The 22002-nt window shown below is 63.4% G+C and carries 15 protein-coding genes; 5 read left to right on the top strand and 10 right to left on the bottom strand.

Annotated elements, in window-relative coordinates:
* Positions 1–3: 3 nt before the first annotated feature.
* The 4 genes from YUO_RS0138940 to YUO_RS0138925 all read right to left on the bottom strand — a co-directional run bounded on the left by YUO_RS0138940 (position 4) and on the right by YUO_RS0138925 (position 5700).
* Complete coding sequence (locus tag YUO_RS0138940; protein ID WP_028351944.1) at positions 4–951, bottom strand: ABC transporter permease; 948 nt, start codon at positions 949–951, stop codon at positions 4–6.
* Positions 952–1091: 140 nt separating this feature from the next.
* Entirely contained in the window at positions 1092–2687 is a 1596-nt protein-coding gene (locus tag YUO_RS0138935) for an ABC transporter substrate-binding protein (protein WP_028351943.1), read from the bottom strand.
* Between the two features lie 291 nt (positions 2688–2978).
* On the bottom strand, positions 2979–4529 hold the full coding sequence (locus YUO_RS0138930) for an AMP-binding protein (RefSeq protein WP_028351942.1): 1551 nt from the start codon (positions 4527–4529) through the stop codon (positions 2979–2981).
* A 16-nt stretch (positions 4530–4545) separates the two neighbouring features.
* A complete protein-coding gene (locus YUO_RS0138925; RefSeq protein WP_028351941.1) occupies positions 4546–5700 on the bottom strand; it encodes an iron-containing alcohol dehydrogenase in 1155 nt (384 codons plus the stop codon).
* A gap of 415 nt (positions 5701–6115) precedes the next feature.
* Here YUO_RS0138925 and YUO_RS43500 point away from each other — a divergent pair, with 415 nt between their 5' ends.
* The 3 genes from YUO_RS43500 (at position 6116) to YUO_RS0138910 (ending at position 11815) form a co-directional block, all read left to right on the top strand.
* Positions 6116–7327, top strand: a complete 1212-nt coding sequence (locus YUO_RS43500; RefSeq protein ID WP_051379884.1) for an efflux RND transporter periplasmic adaptor subunit — start codon at positions 6116–6118, stop codon at positions 7325–7327.
* Positions 7324–10476 carry an efflux RND transporter permease subunit gene (locus YUO_RS0138915; RefSeq protein ID WP_028351940.1) on the top strand — a complete coding sequence of 1051 codons (3153 nt, stop codon included), beginning with the start codon at positions 7324–7326 and terminating at the stop codon, positions 10474–10476. Before YUO_RS43500 ends, YUO_RS0138915 begins: the two co-directional genes overlap by 4 nt.
* Positions 10477–10621: 145 nt before the next feature.
* Entirely contained in the window at positions 10622–11815 is a 1194-nt protein-coding gene (locus tag YUO_RS0138910) for an ABC transporter substrate-binding protein (protein ID WP_028351939.1), read from the top strand.
* 164 nt (positions 11816–11979) lie between these two features.
* Here YUO_RS0138910 and YUO_RS0138905 read toward each other — a convergent pair whose 3' ends face one another.
* Genes YUO_RS0138905 through YUO_RS0138890 form a run of 4 tightly spaced genes read right to left on the bottom strand, consistent with a single transcriptional unit; the run spans position 11980 to position 16623 of the window.
* Positions 11980–12372: an MAPEG family protein gene (locus tag YUO_RS0138905; RefSeq protein WP_028351938.1), complete on the bottom strand. Its 393-nt coding sequence runs from the start codon at positions 12370–12372 to the stop codon at positions 11980–11982.
* A gap of 30 nt (positions 12373–12402) precedes the next feature.
* Complete coding sequence (locus tag YUO_RS0138900; protein WP_028351937.1) at positions 12403–13488, bottom strand: lipocalin-like domain-containing protein; 1086 nt, start codon at positions 13486–13488, stop codon at positions 12403–12405.
* Entirely contained in the window at positions 13478–15940 is a 2463-nt protein-coding gene (locus tag YUO_RS0138895; RefSeq protein ID WP_028351936.1) for an ABC transporter permease, read from the bottom strand. The genes YUO_RS0138900 and YUO_RS0138895 overlap by 11 nt, the downstream gene beginning before the upstream one ends.
* Positions 15937–16623 (bottom strand): ABC transporter ATP-binding protein, encoded by a 687-nt coding sequence (locus YUO_RS0138890; RefSeq protein ID WP_198028183.1) that lies wholly within the window; start codon positions 16621–16623, stop codon positions 15937–15939. The genes YUO_RS0138895 and YUO_RS0138890 overlap by 4 nt, the downstream gene beginning before the upstream one ends.
* Positions 16624–16881: 258 nt before the next feature.
* On the opposite strand from YUO_RS0138890, the gene YUO_RS0138885 reads away from it, so the two are divergent.
* Together YUO_RS0138885 and YUO_RS0138880 are read left to right on the top strand one after the other, a co-directional pair.
* Positions 16882–18168 (top strand): MFS transporter, encoded by a 1287-nt coding sequence (locus tag YUO_RS0138885; protein ID WP_028351934.1) that lies wholly within the window; start codon positions 16882–16884, stop codon positions 18166–18168.
* A 4-nt stretch (positions 18169–18172) separates the two neighbouring features.
* Positions 18173–18832, top strand: a complete 660-nt coding sequence (locus YUO_RS0138880) for a glutathione S-transferase family protein (RefSeq protein WP_028351933.1) — start codon at positions 18173–18175, stop codon at positions 18830–18832.
* Between the two features lie 102 nt (positions 18833–18934).
* On the opposite strand, the gene YUO_RS0138875 is transcribed toward YUO_RS0138880, so the two are convergent.
* Both YUO_RS0138875 and YUO_RS0138870 read right to left on the bottom strand, forming a co-directional pair.
* A complete protein-coding gene (locus YUO_RS0138875) occupies positions 18935–20677 on the bottom strand; it encodes an N-acyl-D-amino-acid deacylase family protein (protein WP_028351932.1) in 1743 nt (580 codons plus the stop codon).
* A 100-nt stretch (positions 20678–20777) separates the two neighbouring features.
* Positions 20778–21992 (bottom strand): MFS transporter, encoded by a 1215-nt coding sequence (locus YUO_RS0138870; protein ID WP_028351931.1) that lies wholly within the window; start codon positions 21990–21992, stop codon positions 20778–20780.
* Between the last annotated feature and the right edge of the window lie 10 nt (positions 21993–22002).

The following is a 22002-nucleotide window of genomic DNA, read 5'->3' as shown; positions in this document are numbered from 1 at the left end:
CGGCTAGTCCCCATACCGGATGCGCGGATCGATTGCGGCGTAAAGCATGTCGACGGTGAAGTTCGCGACCACCACGACCACGGCGATCAGCATCACGAGATTCTGCACGATCGGGTAATCGCGCCAGCGCAGCGCCTCGACCAGGAAACGGGCCACGCCTGGAATATTGAACACGGTTTCGGTGACGATCAGCCCGCCGATCAGGAACGCCGCCTCGATGCCGATCACGGTGATAACAGGCAGAATCGCGTTCTTCAGCGCGTGGCGATAATTGACCGAAGTCTCGGACGCGCCCTTGGCGCGCGCGGTGCGGATGTAATCCTGCCGCAGAATTTCCAACATCGAGGAGCGCGTTATGCGCATGGTCAGCGCGGCGCTGCGAAAACCGACCGCCATCGCCGGCACGGCATAGATCGCGAACGCCTCTGTCCAGGTCTTCGGGTTCGGATTGTAGATCGGCATGTGGCCGAACAGGGAAACCGAGGCCATCAGGATCAACAGTCCGAGCCAGAACGAAGGCAGCGACAGGCCGCTGAGGCTAACGACGCGCATCGTGTAGTCGAGACGCGATCCCTGATGAACCGCGCTGAGCACTCCCAGGGGAATGCCGATCGAGGCGGAGAACAGCAGCGCGAGACCCGCGAGCTTGGCGGTGATCGGAATGCGCGGCAGGATCTCTTGCAGCGTCGGCTTTTCCGAGACGTAGGAATAGCCGAGATCGCCGTGCAGCAGCCCGCCGATCCAGTTCAAATATTGCTGGTAGATCGGCAGGTCGAGGCCGAGTTCCTTTTCCAGGTTGGCCTTGTCGGTAGGATCGACGAAGCCGGCGGCGTCGAACAGGATGTCGACGATGTTGCCGGGGACGACGCGCAGCAACACGAAGATGATGATCGAGATCCCAACCAGGGTCACGAGCATCAACGCGAGGCGCCGCACGATATAAGCAAACACCCGGCTACTCTCCCTGACCCATCGGCTAGAGTCCCCTCGGTTCTGATGAATCAGAACCGAGCTCTCGATTTTTGTTTTGACGCGTTTTCTTCACGCGAACCGGGATCCACTTCGCTCGAAAACGCTATCGCGGCCGGACGTTACTTGTCCATCCAGACGTCTTCGTAACGGTAGCCATTGTAAGAGCTGTTCACCATGATCGTGATGCCCTTGACATAAGGCTGCCAGCACGAGCCCGCGCGGCTGTGCAAGATGATAGGCCGCGCCACGTCCTCCTGAAGCTTCTTGTCGATCTCCCAGACCAGCTTCTTGCGCTTGGCGGCATCCTTCTCCATCGACTGCTCGTCGAACAGCTTCTCGATTTCCCTGTTGCAGTAGTTGGTGTAGTTGCGCTCCGAGCCGCAAGAATAGTTTTCGTAGAATGACTGGTCGGGATCGTCGACCGCATTGCCGGTGAGGTTGAGGCCGAGCGAGTAATCCTTGCGGGCGACCTTCGGGAACCATTGTGCGGTATCAACGACGTCGAGGTCGCCGTCGATATAGATGCTCTTCATCTGGTCGATCAGGATGACGGCGGGATCGCGGTAGATCGGGATGTTGCGCGTGGCGACCTTGACGGCGAGGCGCTTGTCCGGTCCATAGCCCGCCTTCTGCATCAGCTTGCGCGCCTCTTCCCGATTGGCGTTGACGTCGGGACCGTAACCTGGAATCGATTCCAGCATTTCCTTCGGCATCGCCCACAAACCGCCGGGCGCGGGAAGCATGGTGCCGCCGATGTCGGCCTGTCCCTCGTACAGTATCGAGACAAAGGCCTTGCGGTCGAGCACCAGCGCCAGCGCGCGGCGAATGTCGATATTGTCGAACGGCGGGGCGGACGAGTTGACGATGATGTTGGTCGAGACATTGACCGGCTCGACCACGCATACTGCATTCGGCGCCTGCGACTTGACCTCCTTCAAGAGCGGGATCGACACTTCGGTCGGGAAGGTCATGTCGAACTTCCCGGAGACAAATCCGAGAATGGCCGTCGAACGGTTGGTGATGATGGTGAACTCGATGCCGTCGAGGTGCGGCAGGCCCTTCTTGAAGTAGTCGGGATTCTTGGTGAGCTTGATCGATTCGTTGGCCTTGAACTCGACGAATTTGAACGGGCCGGTGCCGACCGGCTTGGTGCGCATGTCGGCCGGGGAGACGTGGCAGGGGTAAACCGGGGTGTAGCCGGAGGCGAGTAACGACAACAACGCCGGCTGCGGCCTCTTCAGGCTGAACGATGCCTCGAAATCGCCGTTTGTCGTCACGTCCTCGACCTGATTGTACCAGGACTTTCGCGGGTTCTGGCGAAACTTCTGTTGCGACTTGCCCATCAGCATGTCGAAGGTGCATTTGATGTCGGCTGAGGTGAACGGCTTGCCGTCATGCCATTTGACGCCCTGCCTCAATTTGAAAGTGAGTTTCTTGCCGTCGTTGCTCCAGGCCCAGCTCTCCGCCAGATCCGGGACGATGGAATCTGCGCTGTTCTGCGCGACGTCCTGCTTGAACATGACGAGGTTGTTGAAGACCGGCATGAAGGGAACGTTGATCGAGAAGGTCGCGCCTTCATGGATCGAGGCGCTGCCCGGGCTGTCGCGATGATAGACCCTGAGGATGCCGCCCTGTTTCGGCTCGCCGGCCGATGCAACATCATAAGCCGGCAGCAGCAACAACACTGCGGCGGCAAGCGCTTGAACGCTCCGCATGGTCCCCTCCCACATTTGCTCGGTCTCGAAACGGCCGATTGCGTCAGACGATAGCATGACCCCGCGTCTGGGCAACCGGCCAAGACGATGCACAGATCGGCAATTCGAACTAATCGAAATCCGCGCGGCGGAACACGCGCCAACAGGGCTGTTCGCTGCGAAAGCGGCAGATTCGTTGCAGCGTAGCCGTTATGTTACGGCTCGCGCTGGAATGTCTCGCCGGATGATGCACCGCACCACCAGGTGTCGCGACGTCTGTGTTCGGGTTCGCCGTCTCACATCGTCGCATGCTCACACGATCCGCGAGGTCTTGTTGCCCCAATAGCGATCGCGTAACAGGCGCTTGTAGAGCTTGCCGGTCGGCAGCCGCGGCAGTTCGGCCTCGAAATCGATCGAGCGCGGTACTTTCTGGCGCGACAGCGACTGGCTGCAGAAGGCGATCAGTTCGTCGGCCAGTTCCTGTCCCGGCGAGACGCCCGGCATCGGCTGCACCACGGCCTTTACTTCCTCGCCGAGATCAGGATTCGGGACCCCGAACACCGCCGCATCGGCGATCTTGGGGTGGGTGATCAGGAGGTTCTCGCATTCCTGCGGGTAGATGTTGACGCCACCGGAAATGATCATGAAGGTCGCGCGATCGGTCAGATAGAGATAACCGTCCTCGTCGACATAGCCGACGTCGCCGACCGTGCTCATGCTGCCGTCAGGCGAGCGCACCTCCTGGGTCTTGGCCGGGTCGTTGAAATATTCAAACGGGGTCGCGGTCTTGAACCACACCGTGCCCGGGGTGCCCACCGGGCAGGGTCGCATGTTCTCGTCGAGAATATGGAGGTCGCCGAGCATCACCCGGCCGACGGTGCCGCGGTGTGCCAGCCATTCCTCGCTGTTGCAGGCGGTGAAGCCGAGTCCTTCGGTGGCGCCGTAATATTCATGGATGATCGGCCCCCACCATTTGATGACGTCGTCCTTCACCGCAGCCGGGCAGGGCGCGGCAGCATGGATCGCGATCTCGAGCGATGAGAGGTCGTAACGCTTGCGGACATCCGCCGGCAGCTTCAGCATGCGCGAGAACATCGTCGGCACAAGCTGGGTGTGGGTGACGCCCCATCTTTGAACCAGTTCCAGATATCTTTCCGGATCAAAACTTTCCATGATGATGACGGTGCCGCCGGCGCGGATCGTCAAATTGACCGCCGCCTGCGGCGCCGAATGGTACAGCGGGGCGGGGGAAAGGTAGATCATGCCTTCGCGGTAGTGCCAGACGCCATGCAGGAAATCGAAGATCGGCAGGTTTTGAATCGGCGGCTGCTCGGGCAGCGGCCGCAGGATGCCCTTCGGCCGGCCCGTGGTGCCCGACGAATAGAGCATCGCGGTGCCGATGCATTCGTCCGATCTCGGCGTCATCGGCAGGCCTGACGTCGCCTGCTCAAGTCCGACGACGCGCTCGCTCTCGCCGTCGCCGTCTGCGACAATGCACACGTCGACCTTGGGGCATTCCTTCAGCGCCTCGCGGGCGACGTCGAGCTTTGCCTTCGAGGTGATGAGAATGCGCGACTGGCTGTTGGTGAGGATGTAGGCGAGCTCGCCCGCGGTCAGGTAGGAGTTCACGCAGGTATAATAAAGCCCGCTGCGTTCGCCGGCGCCGCAGGCCTCGAGGTAGCGGCTGTTGTTCTCCATGAAGATCGAATAGTGGTCGAGCCGCTTGAGTCCGCGGTTGCGAAACAAGTGCGCAAGCCGGTTCGTACGCGCCTCCAGTTCACGATAGGTTACGGCCTCTCCGGTGGAAGCCATGATGAAGGCGGGTTGCAGCGGACGAAGATGAGCATGTGTGCCGGTGTACATCTTGGCTTCGGTCTCCTTACGCGGTCATGTCGAGAATCTCGCGTACCTGCGCCGGTCCCTCGATCTTGCGCGGGTTGCGCGGCACCCACGGCGTGGCCATCGCTTGTTGCGCGATGCGGTCGAAATGCTCGGGCCCAACCTTGACCTCGCGTAGGCTGCGCGGCATGCCGAGATTGCGAATGAATTGATCGAGCACGTCGCCGGCGTCCTCGTTCGGATGGCCCATGGCGGCTGCGACCAGCGCCTGACGTTCGGCATTCGCTGACTTGTTCCATCGCATCACCGATGGCAGCATCACGCAGGAGGTGTAGCCGTGCGGCACGCCGAATTCGGCGCCGAGCACGTAGCCGATGCCATGGCTGGCGCCCATCGGCACGCCGGAAGCGAGAGGCCCGGTCGAAAGCCAGGTCCCGATCTGACAATCCATCCGCGCGTCGAGGTCGCCGGCCGCGGCCTTCACCCGCGGCAGCGCCTGCGCCAGCATCGATAGGCCTTTCAGCGCCTGCGCGTCGCCATGTGGGTGAGCGTCGCGCGAGCAGATGCCTTCGACGCAATGGTCGACCGCGCGGATACCGGTCGACAGCCACAGCCATTCCGGCGTGTGCTGGGCAAGCCAGGGGTCGAGAATCACGGCGCGGGGCATGAGCAGCGGATGGCGCAGCGCTTCCTTGACCTTCGTCTTCTCGTTGGTGACGCCGGCCGTGGAGGAGAATTCGCCGCCGGCGATCGTCGTCGGCACGCTGATCTGACGCACCATTGGCGCGGTGAGCTGCCGTGAGCCGCCGCGACCGGCCTTGATCCGATCGATGTCATCCGCGCTGCGGACGTCGTTGGCAAGGCAGAGCTGCACGGCCTTGGCGCCGTCGGTGATCGAACCGCCGCCGATCGTGACGATGAGATCGGCATTCGCTGCGCGGGCCTGTTCGCTGGCGGCGATCACGGCTGAGCGCGGCGTGTGCGGCGGCATCGCATCGAACGTACCGACGCAGCGCGGTCCCAACGCACGGCGGATGGTGTCGATCACGTCGGTTTCGCGGTTGAGCGTGCCGCTGACCATCAGGAAGGCGCGCCTCGTGCCGAGCCGATCCAACTGCGCGACGACCGCCTCGGACGCCGGCCGCCCGAACACGACCTCGTCCATGGCGCCGAATACGACACGCCCTCTGTGCACGCTTGTCCTCCCCGGACATTTTCTGGCCCTTGTGGCGGGCCTTGCCGCGAGGTTAGCCGAGGAAATCGGCGACGTCATGCTTGAAGGCGGCAATATGAGCGGACCATCCCGACGCTCGGGCAGTCGCTCGCTTCCCCCTTGCGGGGGCTCCACGAGACGTCTTTGCACGATGTCACGTTTTCGTCATTAGGCGGCGATTAGCTGACCATTCGTCGCAACGGGTTCCGCCTTCATCGCAGTGCGAAAACGCGAAATCGCGCGTTGCGAAGAGCGTTGACTACGCTGATGCATAACGATTGTGCTTGATCCCAGCCGGTTCTTGACGAGACTGGGAACCGATCACATCTGTGGCCTCCGCAACTAAGTTCCACGGCAAGCTTTTCCATCGATCAGGATGTTGAGAATGCAGGGGGAGATGGGATTGAGCACGACTGAGCCATTGAAACGCCCGGCTGCGGCAAGCCGTGATGGTCACTCACTTCGTGGTCTCAAATGGTTGCCCCCATTGTTCGCGCTTGCGCTGTCCGCCTGTGGCGACAAGCCGCCGCAACAGCCAGCCGCCGCGGCGCCATCGGTCACGGTCTCGCAGCCGGTGAAACGTACCGTCACCGATTGGGACGAATTCACCGGCCGCTTCGAGGCCATCCAGGAGGTCCAGGTTCGCGCCCGCGTCGGCGGGTTCGTGACCAGCGTTGAATTCCGCGACGGCGCGATCGTGCGCACGGGCGACCTGCTTTACGTGATTGACGCCCGTCCGTTCGAGGCGGTCGCCGAACAGGCCGACGGGCAGTTGTCCGATGCGCGCGCGAGAGCGGAGCTCGCCAGACGCGAACTCGACCGCGCGCTGACGTTGAACCAGACCCAGGCCGTATCCGACTCTATCGTCGACCAGCGACGCCAGACCTTGCAGGCGGCGCGCGCCGCGGAGATGCAGGCTGAAGGCGCGCTCAAGGCCGCCAAGCTCAACATCGAATTCACCCATGTGATGGCGCCGATCACCGGCCGCGTCAGCCGCCATCTCGTGACGCCTGGCAATCTCGTGCAGGGCTCCGAGGGCGGCGCCACGCTGCTCACCTCGATCGTCTCGCTCGACCCGATCTACATCTATTTCGATGTCGACGAGGCGACTTACCTACGAAACAGCCGGCTCTGGTCCGAAGGCAAGCGGCCGAGCTCGCGCGACACGCCGAACCCGGTCCAGGTGACGCTGACCGGCGAAACCAAGCCCTCGCATGAGGGCAAGATGGATTTCCTCGACAACCGCCTGGACGTCTCGACGGGTACGCTGCGCAGCCGCGCCGTGATCCAGAACAAGGATCTCTCGATCCTGCCCGGGCAGTTCGGCCGCGTCCGGATCATCGGCAGTGCGCCCTATGAGGCGCTGCTGCTGCCGGACACGGCAGTTGCGACCGACCAGTCGCGCAAGATCGTTTTTGTCGTCAAGGACGACAATACGGTCGAGGCGAAGCCGGTGACGCTCGGACCGCTCGATGAAGGCCTGCGCGTGATCCGTGAGGGCCTGAAGCCGGAAGACCGCGTCATTATCGACGGCCTGCAACGGGCGCGGGTGGGGGCAAAGGTCAGCCCACAGCCAGGCGACATCAAGCCGGCCGGTGCCAAGACATGAATCTCGGCCGCCTCTCCATCAACCAGCCCATCCTGGCGATGGTGTTGTCGATCGTGCTTCTGATCGTCGGCGCGATCGCCTACACCACGCTGCCGGTCTCCGAATATCCGCAAGTGGTGCCGCCGACGGTGACGGTCACCACGCAATATCCCGGCGCCTCCGCACAAACCGTGTCCGACACGGTCGCCGCTCCGATCGAGCAGGAGATCAACGGCGTCGAGGACATGCTGTATCTCTACAGCCAGGCCACCTCGAACGGGCAGTTGACGATCACGGTCACCTTCAAGCTCGGCACCGATCTCGACAAGGCCCAGGTGCTGGTGCAGAACCGCGTCGCGATCGCGCAGCCGCGGTTGCCGGAAGAGGTGCAGCGCAACGGCGTCATCACCCGCAAGAACAGTCCCGACATCCTGATGGTCGTGTTCATGCTGTCGCCGGACGACACGTTCGACCAGCTCTACATTTCCAACTACGCGCTGCTGCAGGTCCGCGACGAGTTGCTCCGGCTCGACGGCGTCGGCGACATTCAGATCTTCGGTGCGCGCGACTATTCGATGCGGCTGTGGCTCGACCCCGACAAGATTTCGACGCTCGGCCTGACCGCGGGCGAAGTGGTGGCGGCGATTCGCTCGCAAAACGTGCAGATCGCGGGCGGCCAGATCGCGGAGCCACCGATCGGCGACCGTGCCTTTTCGCCGAATCTCACCTTTACCGGCCGGCTGAAAGACCCGAAACAATTCGAGGAGATTGTGGTCAAGGCCGGTGCCGACGGGCGCACGGTCAAGCTGCGCGATGTCGCGCGGATCGAACTCGGTGCTTTGGCCTATTCGACCAACAGTTTTCTGCTGCGCAAATCCGCGGTCGCCATGCTGGTCACGCAGCGGCCGGGCTCGAATGCACTGGCGACCGCTGAGAATATTTCCAAGACGATGGAGAAGCTGAAGGCGAGCTTCCCGAAGGGGCTCGACTACAACATCGGCTACAACCCGACCGAATTCATCGCGCAGTCCGTCAGCGAGCTGATCAAGACGATCTACGAGGCGATGGCGCTGGTCGTGATCGTGGTGCTGGTATTTTTGCAGGGCTGGCGGCCGGCGATCATCCCGATCATGGCGATTCCGGTGTCGCTGGTCGGCACCTTTGCGGTGATGGCGGCACTAGGATTCTCGATCAACAATCTGACGCTATTCGGCCTTGTGCTGGCGGTCGGCATCGTGGTCGACGACGCGATCGTGGTGGTCGAAAATGTCGAGCGCCACCTCGAACATGGCATGAGCCGGCGCGACGCCGCGCTCCGCACCATGCAGGAGGTCGGCAGCGCGCTGGTGTCGATCGCGCTGGTTCTGTGCGCAGTGTTCGTGCCGACTGCCTTCCTTGGCGGCATCTCCGGGCAGTTCTTCCAGCAGTTCGCCGTCACCATTGCGGTGGCGACCGCGATTTCCTGCTTCTGTTCGCTGACGCTGTCGCCGGCGCTGGCCTCGTTGATTCTGCAGCCGCACGAAGACAAGAGGCCGCCGGCACGCTGGAACTTCATCGCCCGCGGCTGGGGCGCCTTTACCGGCATGTTCAATCGCGGCTTCGACCGGCTGGCACATGGCTATGCCAGCACCGCCGATTTCGTGATCCGGCATTCGGTGGTGATGCTGCTGGTGTACGTGGCGTTGATCGGCGGCGCCGGATGGCTGTTGATGACGACGCCGCAAGGCTTCATTCCGGCGCAGGACCGTGGCTACGTGATCGTCTCCGTGCAATTGCCGGGTGCGGCCTCGCTGGCGCGAACGACCGAGGTGGTCCGCGAGATCGAGCGGATTGCGCTGGATACGCCAGGCATCATTCGAGTCGCGGCATTTGCCGGCTTCTCGGGCGCAACGCGGACGCAGGCGGGCAATGCCGCCGCGCTATTCCCCGTGTTCGAAGATCCGGCAGAGCGCCACAAGAAGGGGCTTTCCGCAGGCGCGATCGCCAACAATCTGCGCGCGCGGCTGGCGAGCATCCAGGGTGCCTTCATCATCGTCATCCCGCCGCCCGCGGTGCCCGGCATCGGCACCGGCGGCGGCTTCACCATGCGCATCCAGGACCGTCAGGGCCGCGGTTCCGAAATGCTCGCGGCCGCGACCGATGAATTGATCGGCGCCGCGCGCAAGGCGCCTGGACTGACCCAGGTGTTCTCGACCTTTGCCGCCAACACGCCGCAGCTGTTCGTCGATATCGACCGCGTCAAGGCGCAGAAGCTCGGCGTACCGATCGCCAATATCAACGAGACGATCCAGACCTACTTCGGCTCGTCCTATGTCAACGACTTCAACCTGTTCGGCCGCACCTACCGCGTCACGGCGCAGGCCGACCTGCCGTTCCGCAAGGAGACGTCCGATCTCTCACGCCTGCGCACCCGCAACGCCGCCGGTGACATGGTAATGCTCGGCAGCGTCGTGAGTTTCAGCGACATCTCCGGCCCCGACCGCGTCGCGCGCTACAATCTCTATCCCGCATCCGAGCTGCAGGGCGATACGTCGCCCGGGACCAGTTCGGCGACCGCGATCGAGACCATGAAGAAGCTGGCCGAGGAAACGTTGCCGAGCGGCTTCTCGTTCGAATGGACCGATCTGTCCTATCAGCAGGTCACCGGCGGCCAAGCCGGCCTCCTCGTGTTCCCGATTTGCGTGCTGTTCGTGTATCTGGTGCTGGCAGCGCAATATGGCTCGTGGAGCCTGCCGTTTGCCGTCATCCTGATCGTGCCGATGTGCCTGCTCGCCGCCACCGTCGGCGTGCGGCTCATGGGGCAGGACGTCAACATCCTGACCCAGATCGGCTTCGTCGTGCTGGTCGGGCTTGCGGCCAAGAACGCCATTCTCATCGTCGAGTTCGCGCGCGACATCGAGCTCGAGGGCAAGGCGCGGTTGGATGCGGTGATCGAGGCCTGCCGGTTGCGGTTGCGGCCGATCCTGATGACGTCATTCGCCTTCATCCTCGGCGTGCTGCCGCTGGTGATCTCGTCGGGCTCGGGCTCGGAGATGCGGCAGGCGGTGGGCGTCGCCGTGTTCTTCGGCATGATTGGGGTCACGCTGTTCGGCCTGGTGTTCACGCCGATCTTCTACGTCATCGTGCGCAACCTCGCCGAAGGCAAGGGCAAGAAGCGAACGGCGGTGTGAATTCGCGCTCGTCATTCCCGGAATGACGGCGCAGTTTCGATCAAGGTTCCCCAATACTTTTGGCTGATCTGAAATGGATGGGCACTCGCGGGGTTATTGAATAAAGTCGCGAGGTTCCTCTGACAAAAAATTCCTGGAGAAAAGAATGAAGTCGGGATTGTTGGCCGCCGTTGCGGCAGTTGGTCTTTTGCTCGCCGCACCGGCATCGGCGCAGGGCGTCAAGATCGGCATTCTGAACGACCAGTCCGGGGTCTACGCCGATTACGGCGGCAAGTGGTCGTTCGAGGCGGCCAAGATGGCGATCGAGGATTTTGGCGGCGAGGTGCTCGGCCACAAGATCGAAATCGTCTCCGCCGACCATCAGAACAAGCCGGATCTCGCCACCGCGATCGCGCGGCGCTGGTATGAGGTCGAGGGCGTCGACATGATCACGGAACTGACGACCTCCTCGGTTGCACTCGCGATTCACGATCTCTCCAGGCAGATGAAGAAGATCGACATCGTCGTGGGTGCTGCGACCTCGCGCCTCACCGGCGACGCCTGCCAGCCCTACGGCTTCCACTGGGCCTACGACACCCACGCGCTCGCCTACGGTACCGGCGGCGCGCTGGTGGAATCCGGCGGCGATAGCTGGTTCTTCATGACCGCCGACTACGCCTTCGGCCATGCGTTGGAAAAAGACACCGGAGATTTCGTCAGGGCGAAGGGCGGCAAGGTGCTCGGCGCAGTCCGCATTCCCCTGAACTCGTCGGACTTTTCTTCCTTCCTGCTGCAGGCGCAAAGTTCGAAAGCCAAGATCATCGGCCTCGCCAATGCCGGCCTCGACACCACCAACTCGATCAAGCAGGCGGCGGAGTTCGGCATCGTCAAGAGCGGCCAAAAGCTCGCCGGCCTGTTGCTGACGCTCGCCGAAGTGCACGGCCTCGGCCTCAACGCCGCGCAGGGCCTGGTGCTGACCGAAGGCTACTACTGGGATCGCGACGCCAAGAGCCGCAACCTCGCGGAACGCTTCTTCAAGCGCACCGGCCGCATGCCGAACATGATTCAGGCCGGCACCTATTCGGCGACGCTGCAATACCTCAAGGCAGTCAAGGCCGCGGGCACCAAGGATACCGAGGCGGTGGCGAAGAAGCTGAAGGAACTCCCGGTCGACGATGACTTCGCGCAGGGCGGCAAGGTGCTGGAAAACGGCCGCATGGTGCACGACCTCTATCTGTTCGAGGTCAAGAAGCCTTCAGAATCGAAGAAGCCGTGGGATTACTACAAGCAGCTCGCCGTGGTGCCGGGCGACAAGGCGTTCCCGGCGGCGAAGGATTCCGGTTGCCCGCTGGTGAAGTAGTCTCCGTTGAAGTAGTCTCCGTCGTCCCTGCGAACGCAGGGACCGATAACCACAAATCTCGATTGTTGAAATGCGCTGGAGCTCCAGCTCAGCATAACCACAGACACCTGTGGTTATGGGCCCCTGCTTTCGCAGGGACGACGAGGGATGGGGTTAGCGCACCGTCACCCCTGCACCAACCGCCACACGATCGCGCCGAATGCGCCGAGCCACAGCGCGATCGTCGCTAGCGCCTGAGTCGCAAAGCCGGGGCTGCGTTGTGGGACCGACTTCGCGTAGCCAAATATATAGAGAATGCGGCCTATCACCCAGACCAGCCCCAGCGCAGCGGCGATGCCGTCGCTGATATAAATCGCGAACAGCCATAGCGCCGGCAAAAAGATCGGCAGCCATTCCAGCGTGTTCATCTGCGCGCGAAACACGCGCTCGAAATCTTCATTACCCGAAATCGCCGGCAGCTTGACGCCGAATTTGCCGCGCGCCTGTGCCACACGAACGGACGAATAGAAGTAGACCAGGATCGCCAGCAAGCTGATGAGCGCGGTGAGATGATACATCGCTGAAACTCCCCTTTTTCGTGCGCGGGCTTAATAGCCCGTCATTTCCAGATAGCCCACCCCCGTGTGGCTGCCTGCGAAGCGAATCGGGCCTTCCCAATAGGGGAAGCTCGTGCCCATCCAGCTTCGGGGATTGAGCGGCGTGCACTCGATCTTGAGCGCCTTGCTTCGAACCTCGATGCGCCATGTGGTCGGAATTTTTCGCGCCCCAATCTCGGTGAACGCGAGTGGCGTCATGGCGATATCCGCGGAGGCAAGTTGCTCGGCCGTGCCGTCGGGCGCAATCCATTTGCCCGAGCCATAATGCTGGCCGTCGGTCTGGCGCATCCGGTACAGCATCAATTTGTCGCCAGCGTTGAAATGCAGCGAGAGCCAGTCCCATCCGCTTTGATCCGCGGCGAGCGGCTGGCTGCTCCACTCGCGATCGAGCCAGGCCATGCCGGTGACGTCGATGGGTCTGTCGTCAATGGTAAGGATGCCCGTCGCCGCATAATGCGGCTGGCTGTAGTAATAGGAGGCCTGTTCGCGCAGCGATTTGCGGCTGTAGCCGCCTTCGCCCTGCAGCACCAGCGGCCGATCCGCGTCCAGGCGCAGCGTGTAGCTGAAGTCGGCACCCGATGCTTTCAGTTCCAGCGGTGCGATATTGTCGTCATTCACGGAATCGAGGGCGCGCATCTCCCAGGCATCGATCCAGGCGTGAAACGGGTTGGCCTCGACGCCGGCCTGGCCAACACCGCCGCGCGCGAACGTCTGGCTGAAGCGATGGGTATCTTCGCGCGTGACGGCGGCATGGCCCATCCATATCTGCTGGTTGGCCCAGCCCTGCTGCGGCCCGCCTGGCGCGATCGCCTGGCGAAACAGCGTCCATTGGGCGCCGTAGCCCGCTCCGCTGACATCAACGAGATTGGCCGTTACATACCACCACTCGACGCGGAATTCCGGATGTGGCCCGTGGTCGGCGGGAAAAGCAAATGTCCTGCCCGGCACGACCGGTGCAAATCCATCCGCGCTTTCGCCAAGTCCGGCAAAGCCCTGCGCGAGTGCCTCGCCGCCGAATCCGGTGAGGAGCGCGCCGCCGACGAAACCGCGGCGGGTAATGAGGCCGCTACCGCTCATTGGCAAAGATCCTCATCAGGCTGGTCGGCTGCATGCGCGCCAGCCTGATGACGGGGAGCGCGGAAGCCGCAACCGCAGCCGCCATAGCGACGCCGGTGAGCCACAGCAATTGCAGCGGAAAGACATGAAACGGCAACCGCCAACCGAACGCCTTGACGTTGACGATCGCGAGCAGGCACCACGCGACCAGCAAACCCAGCGGAAGCGCAAAGATGGTGGTGATGAACGCCACCGAGGTCGTCTTCAACAGCTCGATGGCCGCGAGCCGCCGCCGCGTAACGCCGATCGCCCATAGCGGCGCCAAGTGCGGCAGGCGGGAATTGGCAAGCGTCAAGAGGCTCGTCAACAGCGCCACGCCGGCGACGCCGAGCGTGAAGGCGTTCAGCGCTGCCGTGACCGAGAAAGTCCGGTTGAAGATCCGCGTCGATTCCGCCTTCATCCTCGCCTGGTCGGCGACGTTGCGGTCGTCGAGGCCGAACTTTTCCTGCAGGGCCGAGATCAACGCCGGAATTTTTGGCGGGGCGACCCGCAGTCCCATGCGCGTCAGTGGGATTTCCGGAAAGCGCCGCGTCAGCGCGGCGAAGTTCACGGCGATCTGGCTCTTGGGATTGCCGTAATCGGCATAGATGCCGACCACGTTGAGCGTCCAGTTTCCGCCTGACGCGGGCACTTCGATGCGGTCGCCGAGGGAAAGGTGCAGCCGTCGCGCCAGTTGTTCGCTGACAAGGGCCGCATCGCCGGGGCGAAGCTTGACCCAGGCATTCTCGGTCGATTGCAGCAGCGGCCAGTTGTCGCGATAGGTGGCGTGATCGGGCAGGCCCAGCACCTCGAGCGGTGCGCCCGCCAATTGCGTATCGGCGCGGCCGCCGGGCAGGATCGCCTCGACCTCGGGGCGTTCGCGCAGCCACGCCTTGATCTCGTGTGCCTGCGCGTCGTTGGCGGCGCTGACATAAACTTCTGCCGACAGCCGTCCGTCCAGCCAGACCAGAAACGTGCGGGAAAAACTCTCGACCATGGTGGAGACGCCGACATTCACCGCCAACGCCAGCAACAGCGCCATCAACGCGAGCGACAATCCCGACAATTGCTGGCGGCTGTCGGCCCAGAACCAGATTCCGAGCGGGGCTCGTGCATAGCGCTGGCCAAGCGACAGCACGATCTCCAGAAACATCGGCAGGATCAGCGCTGCGCCGAGCATCAACGCAGCGAGCACGGCAAAGCCCGAAATCAGGGAATCGCCAAACCACAAAAAGCCGGCGGCCGCTGCGAACGCCACGAGCGCCACCGCGCTCTGGTAAGTCAGCCAGCGCCGCTGCGCCTGTTGCCAGGCGAAGGGCTGGGCGGTGGCGAGCAAGGGCAGCCGCAGCGCCTTGGTCAGGCTGACGGCGGCCGCCGCGAGCGCGCCCAAAATGCTGATCGCGAGACCTGCGACCCACCATTGCGGCTTGAGCGTGAGATGTCCCGGAATCTGCGCGCCATAGAGCCCGCGCAGCGATGCGGCGACGTCGGGCAGCAGCGCACCGGCGATGAAGTAACCGCACACGAGTCCGATCAGCCCCGCAGCCAATGCCAGCGACACCAGCTCAAGCACCAGCACGGCGTTCAGCATCCGCGCCGACACGCCGCAGGCGCGCAAGGTGCGCAACGTCGGCAGCCGCTGCTCGAAAGCGAGCCCGATCGCCGAATTGACGATGAACAGGCCGACAAAGAACGACAGCAACCCGAACGCGGTCAGGTTCAGGTGAAAACTGTCGGTGAGGCGTTCGAGGTCGGTCTCCGCATCGGCTTCGACCAGCCGAAGCTTGTCGCCGGCAACACTTTCGAGCGGCGGGTGCCTCCCTGTCGCCTTGCCGATCAGGAGCCGCGAAAGCTGGTCCGGCATTTTCAGGAGGTTCTGCGCAATGCCGATGTCGACGACCAGTACGCCGGGCACCAGGTTCGTCTGCACGCGAAGCGGCGGCAGCGGTGCGCCGCCATCACCTTGTGGGCGCGCGCCTTCCGCGAGCTTGAGGTCGGAAAGCGTTTCCGGCGCCACCAGCATCTCGCCCGGCGGCGTCATGAAGGATTGCAGGCCGGCTTTGCCGATCGTCGGCGCGCTGCCGACTTCGGCGGGCAGCGTAACGGGCTCGATGCCGAGCAGCCGGAACGACCGTCCCTCGATCTGGATGCGACCTTCCAGCATCGGCGAGACCGGCCAGCCGGCGCGGCGCAACTCGACAAAAAGCTCTTGCGGGAAGCTCACGCCGGTGCGGGCGACCAGCATGGCGGTGCGCGCACCGCCAAACGTAGCGGCAGCGCGATCGTAGGAGGTGCGCGCCTGCTGATTGAGCGCCTGCACGCCGCTCCACAGCGCGGTCGCCGAGATCAACCCGATCAGCAGGGTCGCCAACTGCATCGGGTGCCGCCGCCAATGGCTCAGCAGGACGGCCAGCGTCCACAGTACGCGTTTCACGCGATCACCCCGGCATGGAGGTTGACCTGGCGGTCGAGCGTTGCTGCGAGCCGCGCGCTGTGCGTCACCATCAGAAAACCGCAGCCGCTGCGCTTCACCAGGTCGCGCGCCAGCGCCAGCACCTCGTCCGCCGTGTCCTCGTCGAGATTGCCGGTCGGCTCGTCTGCGAGCAGCAATAGCGGCTTGACTGCCAATGCCCGGCCGATTGCGACGCGTTGTTGCTGACCGCCGGACAATTGCTCGGGATAGCGCTTCAGGAAGCGGCCGAGCCCGAGCCGCTCCACCAATTCGTGGTGCCAGGCCGCATCGTGACGGCCGGCGATGCGAGATTGGAAAGCGAGGTTGTCTTCCACGGTAAGGCTCGGGACCAGGTTGAATTGCTGAAACACCAGGCCGAGCCGGTCGCGGCGCAATTCCGCACGCTCAGCATCGCTGAGTTCGGCAACTGAGGCATCCGCCAGCCTGATCTCGCCGCCGTCGGCCGCATCGAGCCCTGCGATCAGGTGCAGAAGCGTGCTCTTGCCGCTGCCGGATTCGCCGGTAAGTGCCACGCTCTCGCCGGCAGCGACCGTAAGGTTCACGCCGCGCAGCACCGCAACCTCTTCGCCGGCGGTGCGGTAGCTCTTGGTCAGGCCGGTCACGTGCAGCACGGGGCCGGTCGCACTGGGAATGCCTTTGGTCATGCGCGATGATGGACCGATCTGACCATGAAAAATCCCCCGACATGATGGCATGCAACATATCAGGGCACGCGTCCCCGATCACGGCCTCAATCGCGCCGCGCCGCGATCGTGATCCGGTTGTGGCGTGCCCCTGTCGCACCAGTCGGCAGTTGCACGGCGGGCATTTGCGGAAATCCCGGTTGCCTTGCCCGCAAGCCCCCTTGTAGCATCGGAACCGGCCAATCCTACAGAATCAGCAAAGATACGGGGAAACCAGCCATGACCGCGCAAGCGACGCCCAAGGGGACGCCCAAGGGCGCCTGGACAATCACCTTCCTGCTGTTTTTGTTCATGCTGGTGAATTTTGCCGACAAGATCGTCGTCGGGCTTGCCGGCGCGCCGATCATGGATGAGCTGAAGCTCTCGCCGGAGCAGTTCGGCTTTCTCGGCTCCTCGTTCTTTTTCTTGTTTTCGATCTCGGCCATCGTCGTCGGCTTCATCGTCAATCGCATCGATACCCGTTGGGTGCTGCTCGCGATGGCGGTGATCTGGTCGGTGGCGCAGTTTCCGATGGTCGGCACCGTCGGCTTTACGACGCTCGTGATCTGCCGCATCATCCTTGGTGCAGGGGAGGGGCCTGCATTCGCGGTAGCGGCGCACGCGGTCTACAAGTGGTTTCCCGACGAAAAGCGGACGCTACCCACCGCGATCCTTTCGCAGGGCTCGGCGTTCGGCGTGATCCTCGCGGTGCCCGCACTGAACTGGATCATCGTCAATCATAGCTGGCACTATGCGTTCGGCGCGCTCGGCATCGTCGGCCTGATGTGGGTAGCGGCGTGGCTGGTCATGGGCAAGGAAGGGCCGCTGGTTCACGCCGTTACAACGGCTGCAATCGATCCGCGCGTTCCCTATCTCCAGCTTCTGACTTCGCGAACCTTTATCGGCTGCGTCGCCGCGACCTTCGGCGCCTATTGGGCGCTGTCGCTCGGGCTCACCTGGTTCACGCCATTCATTGTCAAGGGGCTCGGCTTCCCGCAAAAGGATGCAGGCTGGATTTCGGTTTTGCCCTGGGTGTTCGGCGCGGCCATCGTGCTGCTGACGGGCTGGATTTCGCAGGTGATGCTGACGCGCGGTTACACGACGCGCGGCGCTCGGGGTGTGCTCGGTTCGGTGCCGCTGATCGTCGGCGGGCTGATCCTCGCGGTACTGCCCTATGTCAACGGCGCTGGGTGGCAGATCGCGTTCCTCGTGGTCGGCTCCGGGCTCTGCGGCTCGATCTATGTGGTCTGTCCGCCGATGCTCGGCGAATTCACGCCGGTGCAGCAGCGCGGCGCCGTGATCGCGATCTATGGCGCGATCTATACGCTGGCGGGAATGATCGCGCCGTTCGTGATGGGCGCCGTGATTCAGAATGCGGCGGTGCCGCTCGACGGCTACATGACCGGCTTCACCATCAACGCCGTGATCATGGCGGCGTCAGGGTTACTCGGCCTGTTGCTGCTGTGGCCGAACACAGAACGCGCAAGGCTGATGGCGCAAGCCACGGCACAGCCGAAGTTTGCGTGACGCAATGGCGCGCTATCGGCTTCATTGCATTGGCACCTCCGGCAACTCCTACAAGCTGGCGCTTTATATGAATTGCGCCGGCCTCGACTGGGAGCCGGTGGGGGTGGATTTTGCCGGCGGCCAGACCCGCGATCCGGCCTGGCGGGCAACTACGAACGCCATGGGCGAGGTCCCGGTGCTCGAAGTCGACGGGCAGCTTATGTCGCAGTCGGGCGCGATCCTGATCTGGCTCGCGGAAACCACCGGCAAGTTTGCGCCCGGCCCTGACCAGCGATACGAGGCCTTGCGCTGGATCATGTTCGATAATCACAAGTTCACGAACAACCATGCGATGCACCGGTTTCAGAGGTCATTCATGCCGGAGCCGGTGCATCCGGCCATCCTGTCGTTCCTGCGCTCGCGTACCGAGGCGAGCTTTGCGATCGCCGAAAAGCATCTCGCCAATCGTGCCTTCATGCTCGGCGACAAGCCCACCATCGTGGATTTTTCGATGGCGGGATATGTGTATTACCCCAAGGAGGAGACCGGCTTCGACATCGCGGCGGATTTTCCGGCGCTCCATGCCTGGCGTGAGCGCCTCGCGGCGCTGCCAGGCTGGAAGCTGCCGTACGAGCTGATGCCGGTGGGATCCGATCTGCGGGTCTCGATGATCCGACCCGCATAACCCTGCAGAGTTTCGTAACCCGGATGGAGCGAAGCGCAACCCGGGTTCAGCCGATCCGCGTGTGAGGTTCTCGGGTTACGCTTCGCTCCACGCGGGCTACGCTCAACTCGCCGCCGCGTCGAACTGCGGCTTGCTTCCCTGCGTGCCGCGCACCAGTTTGCCCGGGCGCGCGCCGGTGGCTTCGCCGGCGCGCTGCGTCACTACGCCGGAGACGATGGTGGCGTCATAGCCATCGACCTGCTGCATCAGACGACGGCCGCCGACCGGCAGGTCGTAATGCACCTTTGGCGGATGCAGATGCAGACGGTCGTAGTCGATCACGTTGACGTCGGCCTTGAAGCCGGGTGCGATCACGCCACGGTCGTAGAGGCCGACCGAGAGCGCGGTCTTGCGCGATTGCGCGGCGACGACGAACGGGATCGACAGTTTTTCGCCGCGGGTGCGGTCGCGCGTCCAGTGCGTCAAGAGATAGGTCGGGAAACTGGCATCGCAGATGATCCCGCAATGCGCGCCGCCGTCGGAGAGCCCCGGCACGGCATTGGGATCGCGCAGCATCTCGCTGACCGCATCGAGATTGCCGTCGGCATAATTGAGGAACGGCACATAGAGCATGCCGCGGCCGTCATCCGTCAGCATCGCATCATAGGCGAGTTCTTCCGGTTGCTTGCCCTGGCGGCGGGCCTGTGCACCCAACGTATTCTCCGGCGGCTGCTCGTAGTCCGGCGGATTTCCGAGCAGGTACATTTTGTCGTAGTTCGGCCGGAAGAACAGCGGATCGTCGGTCGCGGTGGCGTGCTCGCTCAGGATCGCCTTGCGCAGTTCGGGCTGGCGCAGGCGGGCGAGCCGCTCGGCGTGAGGCAAATGCGCGATTGCCTGGTAGCTCGGATGAGTCTGGAACGGGTTGCGCGACAGTTCGAGTCCAAGCATCAGTCCGACCGGGCGGGCGGCGATCTGCGCCGTGATCGACAGGCCGCGCGCGGAAGCCTCTCTGATGGTGTCGAGCGTCTGCCGCCAGCGCTGCGGCGCCTTGTCGTTTTGCGTAATCGAGAACGATACCGGGATCTTTGTGTTCTCCGCCACCCTCAGCATCATCGGCAGGTCTTCGTCGATGCCGGAGAGATCGAGCACGAACTGAAAGACGCTGCGGCCCTGCGCTTGCATCGCCGCCGCGATCGCGGTCAGTTCGTCCTCGCCGGCCTTCAGCGTCGGCGTGAAATCGCCGGTCGAGGTGCGGTGGTTGAGCGTGCGCGAGGTCGAGAAGCCGAGCGCGCCGGCCCGCACGGCATCGGCAGCCAATGCCGCCATCGCCTTGTTGTCGTCTGATGTCGAGGGATCGCGGCGCGCGCCGCGTTCGCCCATCACATAGACGCGCAAAGCCGCGTGCGGCAGTTGCGCGCCGATGTCCATGTCGAAGCTTCTTTTCGACAGCCACTCCATGTAATCCGGAAAGCTCTCCCAGGCCCATGGGATGCCGGCGCTCAACACCGGCTCGGGGATATCCTCGACGCCTTCCATCAACTGAATTAGCCGGACATGGTCGGCCGGACGGCACGGCGCGAAACCGACGCCGCAATTTCCCATGATCGCTGTGGTGATGCCGTTCTGCGAGGAGGGCGTGATGTCCTGGCTCCAGGTGACCTGGCCATCATAATGGGTGTGGACGTCGACGAAGCCCGGCGTAACCAGTCTGCCCCTGGCGTCGATTTCTTCCTTGCCCTTTGCCGCGACCTTGCCGACTTCGGCAATGCGGCCGCCTGCAATCGCCACGTCGGCTTCGAACAAGTCGCCGCCCTTGCCGTCGGCAATAGTGCCGCCGCGGATCACGATGTCGGGGGTCGAGGTCATGGCTTCCATCCCGGATCTGGTTTTTGTTGGCGCATCATCCGATGCGGTCAGATGCTGTCAACCACCGGGGATGAGGCTCAGGAATGCATCGCCGATGCAGTTATGCCCTGGCGGGTTCCGCCGGCTTGCGGTCCGTCACCAGCGCCAGCAGGACCGTCAGCACCATGAAGGCGACGGAGGCGCCGAACACCCAATGCGGCAGGTTCTGGTCCATGATCCAGCCGAACAACAATGGGGAGAGTATGCCGCTGAAATTGAAACCGGTGGAGACGATGCCGAAGGCGCGGCCCGCGGCGCCCGCCGGGGCTGCGTTGCGCACCAGCATGTCGCGCGAGGGGGCGATGACGCCGCCGAGGAATCCGGCCAGCCCCATCGCGGCGGTCAACACCACCGACGGCAAATTGATCGCCGCAATGATTGTTATGATGACGGCGTTGATGGCAAAGCACGCAGCGGCGACATTGCCATGCCGCTTGGTGCGGTCGGCGAGATAGCCGCCGGCGAGCACGCCGGCCGCGCTGGCGCCAAGATAGGCGGTCAGCGCGAAGTTGGCGGCCGAGATCGTCACGCCATAACCGCTCATCAGCGCAACGACGCCGAAGTTGCTGATGCCGGCGCTAGACAGACCCAGCAGCATGAAGAAGATCGTCAGCACTATGATCGCAGGCGTCACGATGCTCTGCTGCGGCGCTGCGGGGTCATCGTTCTTGCGATCGGCCGAACTGGCATCGGGAATCCTGACCGCGATCAATAGCAGCGCTGCCACTGGCCCCACCGCACCAGCCACGATCAGCGCGCCGAGCCCGCCGACGGCTGTCACCAGCATGAGCATGATCGTGGGCGCCACCGCGCCGCCAAGGAAACCCGCAAAGGTATGGACCGAAAATGCCCGGCCCATCCGCGCTTCATCCATATGCGTCGACAGGATCGCATAGTCGCAGGGGTGATAAACGCTGTTGGCAAGGCCGAGCAGCGCCGCCGAGAGGATCAGCGAGACGTAGCTCAGGTGCAGGCCGAGCATGACCAGCGCCAGGCCGCCGACGGTGAGGCCGATCAGCAGCACTTTTCGCGCGCCAATGTGGTCGGCGAGATAGCCGATCGGGGCCTGCGTCAGGCCGGAGACGACGCCGAACACCGTGAGCGCGAAGCCGAGTTCGATGTAGCCGACGCCCAACTGCTCCTTCAGGAACGGAAACAGCATCGGCAGCACGAACAGATGGAAATGGCTGACCCAATGGGCGACCGAAATCGCCGCAAGCGTGCGCAGCGAAGTGTCCGCTTTGGCTTGTTGCGGTGCGGCCAGAATATCGACCATGTCAGCTCAA

The sequence above is a fragment of the Bradyrhizobium murdochi genome, assembly GCF_000472965.1.
Lineage (GTDB): Bacteria > Pseudomonadota > Alphaproteobacteria > Rhizobiales > Xanthobacteraceae > Bradyrhizobium > Bradyrhizobium murdochi.
The sequence above is the reverse complement of the archived record's forward strand: the minus strand, read 5'-3'. Positions and strand labels throughout refer to the sequence as shown.